12 protein-coding genes are annotated in these 15098 nt (G+C 67.0%); 9 read left to right on the forward strand and 3 right to left on the reverse strand.

Annotation, left to right across the window (positions count from 1 at the left end):
* Nucleotides 1-29: 29 nt before the first annotated feature.
* Nucleotides 30-869 carry a response regulator gene (locus tag IFT67_RS03650; RefSeq protein WP_192145070.1) on the reverse strand — a complete coding sequence of 280 codons (840 nt, stop codon included), beginning with the start codon at nucleotides 867-869 and terminating at the stop codon, nucleotides 30-32.
* A gap of 228 nt (nucleotides 870-1097) precedes the next feature.
* Between IFT67_RS03650 and IFT67_RS03655 the strand changes: the two genes are divergently transcribed.
* Together IFT67_RS03655 and IFT67_RS03660 are read left to right on the forward strand one after the other, a co-directional pair.
* Nucleotides 1098-1802 carry a hypothetical protein gene (locus tag IFT67_RS03655; RefSeq protein WP_206757926.1) on the forward strand — a complete coding sequence of 235 codons (705 nt, stop codon included), beginning with the start codon at nucleotides 1098-1100 and terminating at the stop codon, nucleotides 1800-1802.
* 45 nt (nucleotides 1803-1847) lie between these two features.
* Nucleotides 1848-2957 carry a glycosyltransferase gene (locus tag IFT67_RS03660; protein ID WP_192145072.1) on the forward strand — a complete coding sequence of 370 codons (1110 nt, stop codon included), beginning with the start codon at nucleotides 1848-1850 and terminating at the stop codon, nucleotides 2955-2957.
* A 64-nt stretch (nucleotides 2958-3021) separates the two neighbouring features.
* Here IFT67_RS03660 and IFT67_RS03665 read toward each other — a convergent pair whose 3' ends face one another.
* On the reverse strand, nucleotides 3022-5304 hold the full coding sequence (locus IFT67_RS03665; RefSeq protein WP_342344857.1) for an ATP-dependent helicase: 2283 nt from the start codon (nucleotides 5302-5304) through the stop codon (nucleotides 3022-3024).
* Nucleotides 5305-5413: 109 nt separating this feature from the next.
* Between IFT67_RS03665 and IFT67_RS03670 the strand changes: the two genes are divergently transcribed.
* The 4 genes from IFT67_RS03670 to IFT67_RS03685 all read left to right on the forward strand — a co-directional run bounded on the left by IFT67_RS03670 (nucleotide 5414) and on the right by IFT67_RS03685 (nucleotide 9295).
* Entirely contained in the window at nucleotides 5414-5809 is a 396-nt protein-coding gene (locus tag IFT67_RS03670) for a GFA family protein (protein ID WP_107961846.1), read from the forward strand.
* A gap of 357 nt (nucleotides 5810-6166) precedes the next feature.
* Complete coding sequence (locus tag IFT67_RS03675) at nucleotides 6167-6496, forward strand: UrcA family protein (RefSeq protein ID WP_192145074.1); 330 nt, start codon at nucleotides 6167-6169, stop codon at nucleotides 6494-6496.
* 109 nt (nucleotides 6497-6605) lie between these two features.
* On the forward strand, nucleotides 6606-8252 hold the full coding sequence (locus IFT67_RS03680) for an inorganic phosphate transporter (RefSeq protein WP_192145075.1): 1647 nt from the start codon (nucleotides 6606-6608) through the stop codon (nucleotides 8250-8252).
* A gap of 95 nt (nucleotides 8253-8347) precedes the next feature.
* Nucleotides 8348-9295 (forward strand): glycosyltransferase family protein, encoded by a 948-nt coding sequence (locus IFT67_RS03685; protein ID WP_192145076.1) that lies wholly within the window; start codon nucleotides 8348-8350, stop codon nucleotides 9293-9295.
* On the opposite strand, the gene IFT67_RS03690 is transcribed toward IFT67_RS03685, so the two are convergent.
* Nucleotides 9211-10443: a glycosyltransferase family 4 protein gene (locus IFT67_RS03690; protein ID WP_192145077.1), complete on the reverse strand. Its 1233-nt coding sequence runs from the start codon at nucleotides 10441-10443 to the stop codon at nucleotides 9211-9213. The genes IFT67_RS03685 and IFT67_RS03690 overlap by 85 nt on opposite strands.
* A gap of 141 nt (nucleotides 10444-10584) precedes the next feature.
* On the opposite strand from IFT67_RS03690, the gene IFT67_RS03695 reads away from it, so the two are divergent.
* From IFT67_RS03695 to IFT67_RS03705, 3 genes are read left to right on the forward strand one after another with little or no spacing between them, the layout of a single operon-like run.
* Nucleotides 10585-12666 carry an HAD-IIB family hydrolase gene (locus IFT67_RS03695; RefSeq protein WP_192145078.1) on the forward strand — a complete coding sequence of 694 codons (2082 nt, stop codon included), beginning with the start codon at nucleotides 10585-10587 and terminating at the stop codon, nucleotides 12664-12666.
* Complete coding sequence (locus IFT67_RS03700) at nucleotides 12663-13529, forward strand: glycosyltransferase family 2 protein (protein WP_342450547.1); 867 nt, start codon at nucleotides 12663-12665, stop codon at nucleotides 13527-13529. The genes IFT67_RS03695 and IFT67_RS03700 overlap by 4 nt, the downstream gene beginning before the upstream one ends.
* 38 nt (nucleotides 13530-13567) lie before the next feature.
* Entirely contained in the window at nucleotides 13568-15085 is a 1518-nt protein-coding gene (locus tag IFT67_RS03705; RefSeq protein ID WP_192145079.1) for a GDSL-type esterase/lipase family protein, read from the forward strand.
* The last annotated feature ends 13 nt before the right edge of the window (nucleotides 15086-15098 follow it).

The raw sequence follows: 15098 nt of genomic DNA on the forward strand, positions 1-15098 counted from the left end.
CGTGCAAAGGAATCGATCGTCGAGCGGCGTTACAGCGCGACGACGGCAGGCATGAAGACATAGCCGTTGCCGCGCACCGTGCGGATGATCTCGACCGGATCGACCGCGAGCAACTTGCGCCGTAACCGGCTGATGTTGACGTCGATGGTCCGACCGCGCGCGGTGCTGTCCGACCTCCCCGACCGCTCGATCATCTCGTCGCGCGAATGGACCTTTTGCGGCTCCATTACGAAGATGTTGAGCAACTGGAACTCGCCGTCCGTCAGGCGGACGGTGGTGCCGTCCGGCGCGTGGAGGAGGCGCATGCGGGTGTCGAGCCTCCAGCCGGCAAACGCGAGCGCCTCGACCGACGCCACGCGCGCAGGTGCGCCGGCGCTTGTGCCGGCAGAGATCGCGCCACCCGTCGCCCCGTTTCCACGGCGACGCAGCACGGACCGGATCCTTGCGAGGATTTCGCGGGGGCTGGACGGTTTCGTGACGTAATCGTCGGCGCCGAGTTCGAGCGCGACGACGCGATCGACCTCGCCCGCGAGCGCCGAAAACATGATGACGGCGGGTGCATCGCCGTCCTGGGCCAGCGTGCGCAGGACGGACAGCCCATCCTCGCCGGGCATCATCATATCCAGAACGACGAGATCGCATGGCGACCGATCGAGCCGGGAGCGAAGCGCCGCGCCGCTCTCCACCGCCTCGGCGCGAAGCCCGTGATCGACGAGGAACTCGGTGAGCAGCTCGCGCAGTCCGGGATCGTCGTCGACGATGACGATCCGCGGACTTTCAGGTCGGATGCCGTCGGGTGCGTCCGGATAGTCGCCGTTGTCGGGAACGCGGGAAATGGGGGCCGGCAGCCCGTGATGGTTTGCGATCATGACGGTCTGATGCAGGTTATGTTTGTCCGGGATATGTCTGGACACCTTCCGTATATTAGCGCGCGAATAACGCGTCTCGTGACGGCTGCCGATGACGTCGACATTGTGCGAAACGCAAGACGGCGCTAGCGGCACGTCGCCATGTCGATCGCCGCCACCACATCCCCGCCTAAGTCCTTGAACTGGCTTCGGCCTTTGTCGGGACTACAGATACTCAAGCGTGGCGACGTGCCGATCACGCGGGTGCAGATCTATGGCCAGCGGTGCAGCGGGACGAATCTGGTCACGCGCGCGATCGAGGCCAACATGCCGGGCATCGAGATTACCGAGGCGTTCGGGTTCAAGCACTGGTTCGTGCCGCCGCAGACGTTGTTCGTGAAGGATACGCTGGTGCTGGTCGTCGCGCGCGATGCCTTCGACTGGGCGCGCAGCCTGCACCGCCAGCCCTGGCACGCGCATCCCGACCTCAAGGCGCAGCCGTTCGACGTCTTCATCCGCAGCCACTGGCACAGTTATTGGGACGATCATTTCGGCCACATCGAGCCGGGGCATCCGATGCAGGGCGGCGAGATGCTGCATGAACGCGATCCCGAGACGGGTGAACGCTTTGCCAATTGCATCGCCAAGCGCACCGCGAAGCTGCGCCATTGGTCGACGCTGACGAACCGCGCGCACAACGTGGCGTTGCTCGGCTATGACGCGTTCGCGCGGGATCCGGGGGCGTTCGTGACCGCTCTCGGCGCGGCGGCGGGAATCGCCTGCCGCGAGCCGTTCGTGCCGATCACCAGCTACAAGGGGCAAGGCCATGCGCCCTATGTCCCGACGCCCTATCCCCCGCTGGAGGCCGACGATGCCGAGCACATCACAGCGTGGCTCGATCCCGAGGTGGAGGCGGCGTTCGGGCTCTCCGCCCGGCATGACGCGGTATATTAACGCACATCAATCGCGTTTCCGGGTGATCTCTCTAGGGTCGGCGTCATGAGCAAGCCGATCACCTTCTTCATCCACCATCAGGGCCGTGGCCACGCGAACCGCGCGATGGCGATCATCCGCGAATTGCCGGCGACGCGCGCGGTGACGATCCTGACCGCGAAACCCTCGTTGTTCGACGGGTTCAAGCGCCCCATCACGATCGCCGCGCTGCCCGACATGATCGGCGCGCCGGTGCCGACGCCCGGCCTGTTCGCGCAGGCGACCCCCGAGGTGATGCACTGCGTCCCGCTCGGCGTGGCGAAAACGCGGGCGACGATGCGGACGATCGTCGACCATCTCGACGACGTCGACCCAGCGCTGTTCGTGGTCGACGTCTCCGCCGAGATCGCGCTGCTCGCACGGATCGCCAGCGTCCCCGCGATCAGCATCCGGATGCACGGCGACCGGCTCGATCCCGGGCATCTCGGCGCGTATCAGGCAAGCGTCGGCCTGCTCGCACCGTTCGGCGAGGCGCTCGAACAGGCGGACACTCCCGACTGGGTGCGCGCCAACACCTGCTATGCAGGCGGCCTCTGCACGACAGTCGACGACGTCCCGACCAAGGCGGAGGCGCGCGCGAAACTGGGGCTCGATCCCGATCAGGAGATCGTCGTCGTCCTCACCGGTGGTGGCGGTGCGGGAACGCCCTACGCGCCGCTGACGATGGCCGCGCGCGCCGTACCCGACGCGCGATGGCTGGTGCTGGGGCCCGTCCACCGCGAGGGCCACGAGACCGATTTCGGCAATCTCGTCGAACTCGGCTGGGTGCCGGGCGTGACCGATCACATCGCCGCCGCCGACGTCGTCATCGCCTCGGCTGGCGACAACACCGTGCACGAGATAGCCCGCGTCGGTCGCCCTTACGTCTGCGCGCCTGAGTGGCGATATTTCAGCGAGCAGACGCGCAAGGCCGAACGGCTGGCCGAACTGGGCGCGGCAGTGGCGCTCCCGGCATGGCCGGGCGCGCTGACGCCGTGGCGCGGCATCCTCGACGCCGCCAAGGCGCTCGACCCAGCGGCGCTCGCGGACCTGTACGATGCCGACGCGGCAAAGGTGGCAGCGGACTATCTGGAGGATCTGGCGGTCTCGCTTTGGGCGCCCGCTACAGTCGACTAGATTGAAACCCGCCCCCGCGAGGGAGGTACGCGATGAGCGCGGTCCGTTCAGCGCCGGCACCCGACTAGGGTGTAAGCGTCACGAACGTATCCATCACCCGCTTCCGGCCTGCGCTCTCGAAGTCGATCTCCAGCTTGTTGCCCTCGATCTCGGCGATCGCGCCGTAGCCGAACTTCTGGTGGAAGACGCGCATGCCGAGCGACAGGTCGTCACGGCCCTTGTTGCCGAGGCTGATCGCGCTCGATCGGCTTTCGACGACGCGCGCGGGTTTGGTTGAGAAGGTGCTGCCGGTGCCCGACGCGCGCTGCCAGCCGGGGCCTCGGCCAGTGCCACGAGCAACGTCCGCGAACGGATCGGCGCGGTCGGACCAGTTAGCTTGCCAGAGGCTTGCGCCGCCGGACATCGTGGTTTCGGTGTCGATATGCTCAGGCGGAAGTTCGGCGACGAAGCGCGAGGGGATCGAGGAGTTCCACTGGCCGTAGATGCGGCGGTTCGCCGCGTGGATGATGACCGCGAGCCGGCGTGCGCGCGTGATCGCGACATAGGCTAGGCGGCGCTCCTCCTCGAGGCTCTTCACGCCGCCTTCGTCCAAGGAGCGCTGCGACGGGAACAGGCCTTCCTCCCAGCCGACCAGGAATACGGTGTCGTATTCGAGGCCCTTGGCGGCGTGGATGGTCATGATCGTGACCTGCGGATCCTGCGCGCCGCCCTCGTTGTCCATCACCAGCGAGACGTGCTCCAGGAACGCGCCGAGCGAGTCGTACTCCTCCATCGCGCGGACGAGTTCGCTGAGGTTCTCGAGGCGGCCGGTCGCCTCGACCGACTTCTCGGCCTGGTACATCGCGGTGTAGCCGCTCTCGTCGAGCAACTGGCGCGCGAGTTCGGCGTGCGGCAGGCTGGTCGCCATGTCGCGCCAGCGGGCAATGTCGCCGACCAGCCGTCCGAGCGACTTCTTCGCGGCCCCGGTCAGTTCGTCGGTGTCGAGGATGCGCGCGGCGGCGGTGGTCAGCGGCGTGCCGGTGGCGCGCGCGAGCTGGTGGATGCGCGCGACCGCCTTGTCGCCGAGGCCGCGCTTGGGGACGTTGACGATGCGTTCGAAGGCAAGGTCGTCGGCCGGCTGGTTGACCACGCGGAGGTACGCCAGCGCGTCGCGAATTTCGGCGCGTTCGTAGAAGCGGAAGCCCCCGACGATCTTGTACGGCATGCCGATCGCGATGAAGCGGTCCTCGAACTCTCGCGTCTGGTGCTGCGCGCGGACCAGGATCGCCACTTCGTCGAGGCTCTTGCCGGAGCGCCGGACGATGTCGATCTCCTCGCCGACGCGGCGTGCTTCCTCGGGACCGTCCCAGACGCCGATGACCTTCACCTTCTCGCCGACGTCGCGCTCGGTCCAGAGCTGCTTGCCGAGCCGGCCGCCATTGTTGGCGATCACGCCCGAGGCCGCGCCAAGGATATGCGGCGTGCTGCGGTAATTCTGCTCGAGGCGGATCACCTTCGCGCCCGGAAAGTCGCGCTCGAACTTCAGGATGTTCTCGACCTGCGCACCGCGCCACGAATAGATCGACTGGTCGTCGTCGCCGACGCAGGCGATGTTCTTGCGCTCCTGCGCGAGCAGCCGCAGCCAGAGATATTGCGACGAATTGGTGTCCTGATACTCGTCGACCATGATGTATTTGAAGCGCTGCTGATACTGCGCGAGCACGTCACGGTGCGTCTTCAGGATCACCAGCATGTGGAGCAGCAGGTCGCCGAAGTCGCAGGCGTTGAGCGCGATCAGCCGCGCCTGGTATTGCTGGTACAGCTCACCGCCGCGGCCATTGGCGTAGCGTTCGCTCTCGCCTGCATCGATGTCGGCGGGGACGAGGCCCTTGTTCTTCCACTGGTCGATCAGCCCGGCGAGGCTGCGCGTCGGGAAGCGCTTCTCGTCGATATCGGCGGCCAGGATCAGCTGCTTGAGCAACCGCAACTGGTCGTCGGTATCGAGGATCGTGAAGTTCGATTGCAGCCCGACCAGTTCGGCGTGGCGACGCAGCATCTTCGCGGCGATCGCGTGGAACGTGCCGAGCCACGGCATGCCCTCGACCGCATCGCCGACCAGCCGCCCGACCCGCTCGCGCATCTCGCGCGCGGCCTTGTTGGTGAAGGTGACGCTGAGAATCTCGGACGGCCACGCCTTCTTGGTGAAGATCAGGTGCGCGAGCCGTGCCGTCAGCGCCGCGGTCTTGCCGGTGCCGGCGCCTGCGATGATCAGGACGGGCCCGTCGGTGGTCAGCACCGCCTCGCGCTGCGGCGGATTGAGACCGCGCAGATAGGGAGGCTCTGCTTGCGGCGCGGACGTTTGGGCGATCTGGTTCACCGGTGAACAGGTAGGGAACGGGGGCCGATGGGGCAAGCGGGTATGGCTTGCGCAGATTGCCGATACGTGGAACAAGTCAAGAACACCACGGGAGGCGGACATGCTGGCGGGACGATGTCATTGCGGAGCGATCGGCTATGTCGCGGAGGGCGAGCCCGAGCATCATGCGCTCTGTCATTGTGGCGATTGCCGTCGCAGCGCAGGCGCGCCGATGGTCGGCTGGATCGCGTTCAAGACCGAGCAGGTGACCATTTCGGGCGATCCGGTCACCTACGAATCGTCGGCGACTGGCCGAAGGCAGTTCTGTGGAAAATGCGGAACGGGGCTGTTCTACGCGAACGCCGCATACCTGCCGGGGATTATCGATATCCAGTCCTGCACGCTGGACGACCCCGAAGCTGCGCCGCCGGGCGCGCATATCCAGGTCGCGGAGCGGTTGGCGTGGATGACCGACATAGTCGCGCTGCCGGCGTTCGATCGCTATCCCGGCATGTAGGCCGCGCCCTATACGTTAATGCGGATAGGCGGCCAAACCGTGCCGTTTCATGTGGCTGACCGGGTGATTTGCTCGGTCCCGGATCAAATTTTGGGTCGGCGTCTGAGAGAAATAGGCGAGTCGCGGCGGGTCCTCGCTCCGTTCGACGACGCGCCCGGTCGATTAATCGTATAAACCCGGACCGCCGCCGAACCGTCTCGGAAGCGACGCGCAAGCGTAACGATCGCGGCGTAGGGCTCGCGCCAGCAACGTGGTTCGTGATCGCAGAGGCCGCATTCAGAAAGGCCTTACGAAACGCAAGCCGTTGCCCGCGCGCTATCGAGCGTGCGGACCGCAGGACCATTTGAGGACATCATCATGAAGATCTCGATCAGCGCCGCTTGCGCGGCGATCGTCGGCGCATGCCTTTTATCCACCAGTGTCACGGCCGCGCCGTTACGCGATCCGGTCACCATCCGCGTCAGCCTCGCGGGTGCCGACCTGACCAGCGAGGCCGGGCGGACCGCGTTCCAGCACCGCCTGCGAGCCGCGATCTCCACCGCGTGCGCACCGCGTACCGGCGGGCTCGACGCATTCGGCGACTCGCAGCAATGCCGGCGCGAAATGATCAAGGACGCCAGCGTCCAGGTGGCGGCGTTGCTCGGGCGCAACGGCGTGCAGCTGGCAAGCAACGTCGCGCCGCGATGACCCGCGAACGGGGCGGCACGGCTGCCGCCCCGTCTTCGGACCAGCCTCCCGCGACGTCTTGATCGGGCCTGTCATAAAGTTGTCATCGTTAGGGCCGACTGCACGCGCTATGGCTACCTCCACATTCACCGCGGATGCGATCGCTTCGACTCCCCGCAGCGGCCCGAAGCTCGATCATTCGCTGCATCCGTCCGGGCGGTGGATCTTCTTCGCGATCCTGCTCGGCGGACTGGCCTATGCCGGGATCAGCATCGCCACCGATACCGCGCAGGTCGGCGAGAGCTTGGCGGGCGGCGCGTTCGCGTTTCTCGCGCTCGCGTTGCTGATCGCACTCGGGTTCGAGTTCGTAAACGGTTTTCACGATACCGCCAATGCGGTCGCCACCGTCATCTACACGCATTCGATGCCGGCCCCGTTCGCGGTCGTGTGGTCGGGCTTCTTCAACTTTCTCGGGGTGATGCTGTCGTCGGGCGCGGTCGCCTATTCGATCGTCACGCTGTTGCCGGTCGACCTGATCCTCAACGTCGGCAGCGCTGGCGGGTTCGCGATGATCTTCGCGCTGCTGCTCGCGGCGATCCTCTGGAACCTCGCGACCTGGGCGGTCGGGCTACCCAATTCGTCGAGCCACGCGCTGATCGGATCGATCCTCGGCGTCGGGCTGGCCAACCAGCTGATCAGCGGCGGTTCGGACGGGACGTCGGGCGTCGACATGGCGCAAGTCTGGAAAGTCCTCTCCGCGCTCGCGTTCAGCCCGGTGATCGGCTTCGTCGGCGCGCTGTTGCTGCTGCTCGTGATGAAGCGGTTCCTGCGCGACAAGAAGCTGTACGAGGCACCCGAAGGCCAGACGCCGCCGCCGCGCGGCATCCGCGCGCTGCTGATCGGGACCTGCACCGCAGTCAGCTTCGCGCATGGCAGCAATGATGGGCAAAAGGGCATGGGCCTGATCATGCTCATCCTGATCGGTTGCGCGCCGACCGCCTATGCGCTCAACCGGACGATGCCCGAGAGCGCGACGCCGGCGTTCGTCCAGGCAGCGCGAGCGGCTTCGGCGGCATATGTCGCGCATGCCGATGGCAGACCGGCGAACGTGGGTGCGGCGCGGACCGCCGTCACGCAGGCGCTGAAGTCGAAGCGGGTCGCCGATCCGGTCGTCTATGGTGCGCTGGCGACGCTGTCGGACGACGTATCGAGCCGGATCGCGGGCTATGGTTCGCTCGGCAAGGTGCCGGCCGCGGCGACGCCGAACCTGCGCAACGACATGTACCTGGTGCTCGACACGACCAAGCTGATCGCCGCCGACAGGGCCGCGCAGAGCCGCTTCACCGCGCAGGAGATCACGACGCTGAAAAGCTACAGCGGCAAGCTGGAACAGGGCACGCGGTACATCCCGACCTGGGTGAAGGTGACGGTAGCACTCGCGCTAGGCCTCGGCACGATGGTCGGGTGGAAGCGGATCGTCGTCACCGTCGGCGAGCGGATCGGCAAGACGCACCTGACCTACGGGATGGGCGCGTCGGCCGAACTGGTGGCCGCGGCGACGATCCTGCTGGCGGTGAATTACGGCATGCCGGTGTCGACCACGCACATCTTGTCGTCGGGCGTCGCAGGCGCGAGCGTCGCGAACGGCGCCGGGTTGCAGCGTCGGACCGTGATGAACATGGCACTCGCGTGGGTGATGACGCTGCCGGTGGCGATGCTGCTGTCGGGCGTATTGTACTGGCTCCTGCTCACGCTGGCGCATTCGCTCGGCTATTGAGACCTACCCCCGTCATCCGGCGGTAAGTGGCATAAGGTCGGTTCGCTACGAGCGCCGTGGGGAACCGCTCGCCCGCGCTGCGGGTTGCCCGACCCATGCGATTACGATGCTCGATCTGTGGAAACTGGGACTGGCTCGCGCGCGCCGACTGGTGCGAATGTAGCCATTGCCGCCTGCTGGTGCGCGACGTGCGCGAAGTCGGTACGGTCGCAAACGAGATCGTCGCGAGGCTCGAAAGCGGGCTGGTCGATCTGGAGCGCGATCCGGCGGAGCGCTGGATGCTCGACCCGGCAGGGTTGCGGAACGCGGCATGGCGGTTCGGGTTCGCGGTGGAGCCGGTCGCCGTCGCGCGGGGCGACGTCCGCTTCCCCCCGGATTACCGTCCCGGCCGCGCGCATGCGACGCGCGCGACGACCGTGCCTCACGCGACAGGGCTCGGCATCATGGCGCGCCCCGCCGATAACGCCGACATCGTCGAGATCGCCACCCGCTACCGCGACGCCTTCCCCCGAATCGTCGTGCTGCTCGACGGTACCGCAGCCGAGGCAGACGAACTCGCCGAGCGTCTCCCGTGGATCGAGGTCGCGCATCACCCGCTTGCCGGCGATTTCGCGGCACAACGCAATCGCCTGCAGGACGCGATGCAGACCGACTGGGTGTTGCAGATCGATACCGACGAGCGGCCCGACGCCGCCTTGCTCGACGCGCTTGGCTGGCTGGTCGCGGCGGCGGACCGCGATGGGCTGCGGTCGCTCGGCTTGCCTCGTCACAACATGGTCGATGGCGTGCAGTCGGCGTCGTATCCGGACATCCAGTACCGTCTCAACCGCAGCGACATCCGCTTTGCCGGCCGCGTCCATGAGCGCCCGGTCGTGCCGTTCGTCGAAAGCTCGCTGGCGCTGGCCGGTGCGCTCGAACACCGGCTCGACGGCGAGCGGGTGCGCGAGCGGACGCGGGTCTACGAGGCGATGTCGGCCGGTGCGGGCAGGCCGGAGGACGAGGCGTTGCTGCTCGCGGCCTTCGACTCGGTCGCGGTGCGATAGACCGCAACAGTCTGCGCACCCAATGTCGCGCGCGTGAACACTCCCGCGGCGCGACGACTTGCCGCGGCATAGTGCGCGCGCAACGCCGGATCCTCGATCAGCCGTTGCACCTGCGTCGCCAGGTCGTCACCGGTGCAGGTCCTCGCGAGCAGCCCTGCCCCGCTGTCGCCGATGAACAGCCGAGCGCTCGGGTCCTCGGCGCAGGCGACGACCGGGCGGCCGAACATCATCGCCTCCTGATACACCAGTCCGAAGCTCTCGTACCGCGACGGCGCGACGATCACGTGCGCGGCTTCCATCAGGTCGTGCAGCGTGGCTTCGTCGACGCGGTGGTGGCAGGTCAGGCGCGCGCGGGCCGAAGCGGGGATCGCGCCGACGTCGTTCGCGTGCACACCGACGATCGTCAGGCGGAACTCGCGCATCCCGGCGTCGGCGCGGCGCGACAGGATCCTGAGCGCCATGATCAGCGCGTCGAAGCCCTTGCGATGCTCGTCGCGGCCGACGAACAGCAACTCGATCGGCTCGCCGACCGGGTAGGTCGCGGCCGTGCCGCGCGCGACGATCTCCGGCGGCAGGCTGAGCCCGATCACCGCGTGGCCCGTGCCTTCGCCGGGCGCCGCGACGCCGTACAGCGTGGCGATCTTGTCGCCGTGGAGTTGCGTGTTCGAGATCAGCGCCTTGCTGAACCGCGCGGCGATGCGTTCCGCCAGCATTGCGGCGCGTCGATCGAACCGGTCGCGCAGGCTCGTCACGGTCTCGGCCGACGTCGCCGCCGGTGTCGAGTTGCGAGTCACCAATGGTGCGGGGCCGGTGAGCGCGATCGCCAGCCCCGGCGCGTACCAGTTGGTCGCCTCGACCACGTCGAACGGTGCCCGGCGATACTCGCGCGCCACCGCGCGGCGGAACGCGAACGGCGCGACCAGGTGCCCGATCCCGGCGACCTTGCGCAGCTGGGCCGCGAACGATCCCTCACGCAATCCACACCCGATCACCGAAACCCGGCCGTCGCTGCTATCTTCGCGGCGGTCCATCGTGAATACGCAGACATCGTTGCCAGCCTCCGCCAGCGACTGCGCAATTTCGCGTGCCGCGCGGGTAAGTCCGCTCTTTTCAGGGGGATAGGCCCAGGTGAGTAGAGCAATCCTCATGCCGAGTGATCGCAGGACGACTGGGGCGCCGCAAAGAACGTAATAACCTGTGTCAATACAAGGGAGTTAAGTGTCATCGCCCCGGAACTCGGCAACCCCGCGAGCGGTTCCTTAAGTGAATCACAGATGAACGGGGGAAGGGTGTTCGTACTACATATCGCGTTGCAGGGATGTTTGCGCGGCACCGATGTCGAATACGGAATTACCGCGGATACCGGGGGGCATATCCGGTATCTGCTCGATCTGGTCGCCGCCAGCGGCCGCAATCCGGCGATCGACCGGATGGAGATCGTCACCCGCGCCTTCCATCATGCGGTGTACGCCGAATGCTATGCCGAACCGATCGAGACGATCGACGGGACGACCCGGATCGTTCGTCTTCAAACCGCGTCGGACGCGTATCTCGTCAAAGAAGACCTCTGGACCGAGCATGACAGCCTGGTCGACGCGCTGGTCGCGCATATCGCGACGCTCGATCGTGCGCCCGACGTCATGCACGCGCACTATGCCGACGCCGGGTTGATCGCCGCGCGGGTCTCCTCACGAATCGGGATTCCGTACGTCTTCACCGCGCATTCGCTGGGACGCGTCAAGCGTGCGGCGTTCGATCGCGACTGTGCGGAGACCGCCGGCCTCGATCGCCGGATCGCGATCGAAGAGGAAGCCATTGCCGGCGCCGCCGCGATCATCGCCTCGTCGCGCGACGAAGCCGAGGTGCAATATGCCGATTACGCGGCGTATGATCCCGGCAGGATTCGCGTTTTCGCGCCCGGCAGCGACCTGAAGCAATTCGCCAATTGCCGCACCGATCCGCGTGTCGACGCAACGATCAACCGCTTCCTGGACGACCCGACCAAGCCCGTCATCCTGGCGATCGCGCGGCCGGTGACCAAGAAGAACCTGGCCGCGCTCGTCCACGCCTACGGTCGGTCGCCGGCGTTGCAGGCCGCCGCCAACCTCGTGATCCTGGCCGGCACGCGCGACGACAGCACCACGCTGGAGCCCGAGATCCGCGATAACATCGCCGAGCTGCTGCAGTTGATCGACCGTTACGACCTGTACGGCAAGGTGTCCTACCCCAAGCAGCATCGCCCGAACGACGTCGCCGCCATCTATGCCCATGCGCGCACCCGGCGCGGCGTGTTCGTCAATCCGGCGCTCAACGAACCGTTCGGGCTGACCCTGCTCGAAGCGGCGGCGAGCGGATTGCCGGTCGTCGCAACGGACAGCGGCGGACCCAACGACATCGTCGAGACGTGCGGCAACGGCATCCTCGTCGATCCGCGCTCGCCCTCCGCAATCACCGATGCGATCGCGAAGATCCTCGACGACCCGATCCTGTGGTCGCGCTATTCCGCCGCCGGCTCGGTCGCGATCCGCGCCTATGACTGGGATCGACACGTGCAGCTCTATGCCGGACTGCTCGGCGAAGTCGTCGGCGCGGCACCCGAGACGGCGGTCGATCGCGCGCCCGATCTGCTGCTGGTCTCGGATATCGACGGAACGCTGATCGGTTGCGCAGACGGCGTCGGCGACTTTGCCACGTGGCATCGTGCGCAGTCCGACGTCGCGTTCGCGATCGCCACCGGGCGAAGCTTCCACAGCGCGATGGCGGTCCTCGGGCAGCACGACGCGCCGCAGCCGGAAATCCTGATCACCTCGGTCGGCTCCGAAATCTATTACCGGACGCTGGGCGGCGCGGTGTACGACCGCGATACCGAATGGGACGGCATTATCGCTGCCGGATGGGACCGCGATGCGGTGGCCGCGTTGATCGGTCGCCACGCCGGGCTGACGCTGCAAAGCCCGCTCGAACAACGCCGGTTCAAGCTCAGCTATTTCGCGGACGGCGACATGGCGGCGGCGGAACGCGTGCGCGCGTTGCTGGCGGAGCACGGCCACAGCTGTTCGATCATCCAGAGCCATGGTCGCTATCTCGACATCCTCCCGCATGCCGCATCGAAGGGGACCGCGGTCGAGCACGTCCGCCGCCGGCTGGGGCTCGAACCTCGGCAGGTGATCGTCGCGGGCGACAGCGGCAACGATATCGAGATGCTGCGATCGTCCCGCCACGCGATCATCGTCGGCAATTATTCCGACGGGCTCGGCACGCGCGCCGATCTCGCGCACGGCTATGTCGCGGTCGGCCACCATGCGCGCGGCGTGATCGAAGGCGTCGCGTATTTCCGCGGGACCGAGACGGGGATCAGGAAGGCGTCGTGAGCGTGCCGACGGTCAGCGTCCTGACGCTCGTTCGCGGCCGCCGTGCCCATCTCATCAACCTGATCGCCGGGCTCAACGCATCGACGCGGAAACCCGACGAGCTCGTCATCGCGTACATGCAGCCGGATGCGCACGACGACCTGCCCGAAACCGACTTCCCGGTGCGCGAAGTCTTCATCGAGGGCGACGCCATGCCGCTCGCAGCAGCCCGCAATCGCGCCGCAGCGACGGCGGCAGGCGAGCAACTGATCTTCCTCGACGTCGACTGCATCCCCTCCCCCACACTGATCGAACGCTATGCGGACACGGCGACATGGCCCGGCGGCATCCGCCTGGGCGAAGTCCTGTACCTCCCGGCCGACGCGAAGAAGAGCGGGCTCGATTTCGCCATGCTCGACAGCGTCGGTGTCCGACACCCCGCCAAGCCACCGATCGCATCCGACGAGATACGCCCCACGCCCAACCACGGCGAGCTCTGGGGCCTGTCCTTCGCGATCTCGGCTTCCGACTGGGTGCGTACCGGGGGCATGGACGAGCGCTATGTCGGCTATGGCGGCGAAGAGACCGACTTCGCCGCGCGACTGGAAAAGGCCGCGGTGCCGATGTGGTGGGTCGGGGGAGCACGCGCCTATCACCAGCACCATGCCGTCCACACGCCCGCCTATCAGCATTTCGACGCGATCGTCCGCAACGCGCGACTGTTCCGCGGCACCTGGGAACGGTGGTGTATGGACTATTGGCTGGGACAGTTCGCCGAGCATGGCCTGATCGCCTGGGACGCGGACACGATCACCGTGCTGCGCCATCCAACCGCCGCGGAGATCGCGGATACGCTCATGCCGCCGGATACGCTGTTTAGTTGAGCCATGGGTTTAGCCGCGTCATCCGGCTATGGGGTTGCATGACCCCATCGATATCCCGCCGCATCGCCTACCCTGCCCGGATGCTCTGGCTGTCGGTCATCGTCGTTTGTGGGGCCTCGGCATCGCTGGGCGCGCAGCCGGCACCGGCCACAGCCAGCGTGACGGCCCCCGCCAACGATCGTCTCGACCAGAGCTGGTGGGCGGGTCGCCATGCGGCGATCCTGGCGGCGGTCGCCCGGCACCCGGATCCCGCGGTCGTCCTGATCGGCGATTCGATCACCAACAATTATAACAAGGCGGTGCTGCCGGACGAGAATTTCGCCCCGACCTGGGCGACCTTCTACGCTCCTCGCCATGCGCTGAACCTGGGCTTCAGCGGCGATACGACGGCGAACGTCCTGTGGCGGCTGCGCAACGGCGAGGTCGCCGGGCTTCGCCCCAAGGCGGTCGTGCTGCTGATAGGGACCAACGACACCGGCAGCGCGGGGCGGACCGCCGAGCAGACCCGGGCCGGGATCGATGCGGTGGTCGACGACCTCAAGCACCGCCTGCCCGACACGAGGATTCTCCTGCTCGGGCTGCTGCCCAGCGCGATCACGCCGGCGAAAACCGCCATCGACGCAGCGGTGAACACCTATCTCGCCAAGCGCTACGCCGTCGATCCGCGGGTCGCGTATCTCGATATCGGCGCCATCTTCCGCCAACCGAACGGCACGTTGAACGATACGCGGTTCTACGATCCCCGCCTACCCCAGCCGGGCAAACCGCTGCATCCGGATACCGAAGGCCAGCGGATGATGGCCGAGGCGATCGAACCGACGCTGGCCAAACTCATCGGCGAGCCGCCGCGCGTGCCGCTGGCGTCGATGACCGACATCGATACCGCGGTCATTCCCGTGCCCCGGCTCGAGATGGATTCCTACGACTGGTATGCGCGGCACCGTGACGTGCTCGCGATGAACGGCATGACGCCGCGGATCGTCATGATCGGCGATTCGATCACGCACTTCTGGGCCGGCCAACCGACGGCGGCACGTGTCAGCGGTCCCGAGGCCTGGCGGCACGCGTTCGAGGCCGCCTCGGTCGCCAATCTCGGCTTTGGCTGGGATCGAACGCAGAACGTGTTGTGGCGGCTACGCGCCGGCGAGTTCGACGGCATGGCGCCGGACTGGGTCGTCCTCAATATCGGTACCAACAACCTGACCGGTACCGACAACGCGCGTGCCAGCAGCCCCGCCGAAGTCGTGTCGGGCATCGACGCGATCCTGCGCGACATCCATGCGAGATCGCCGCGCAGCCATGTCGCGCTGATGGCGATCTTTCCGCGCGGCGACACTTCCGCCGATCCGCTCCGCATGGCGATCGCGCAGACCAACCGGCTGCTGGCGGCGCGGTTCGCACAGGACCGAGCGGTCCGCTACATCGATATCGGCGCAAAATTCCTGAAACCGGACGGCAGCCTCGATCGCGACCTGCTGCCCGACGGGACGCATCCGAACGAAGCGGGCTATCGCCTGTGGGCGGACGCAATCCTCGCTGCCGGCATCGGGCGCTGAGCCAGGCCGTCTC

Origin of the sequence: Sphingomonas sp. CFBP 13728 (genome assembly GCF_014841895.1) — a bacterium.
Lineage (GTDB): Bacteria > Pseudomonadota > Alphaproteobacteria > Sphingomonadales > Sphingomonadaceae > Sphingomonas.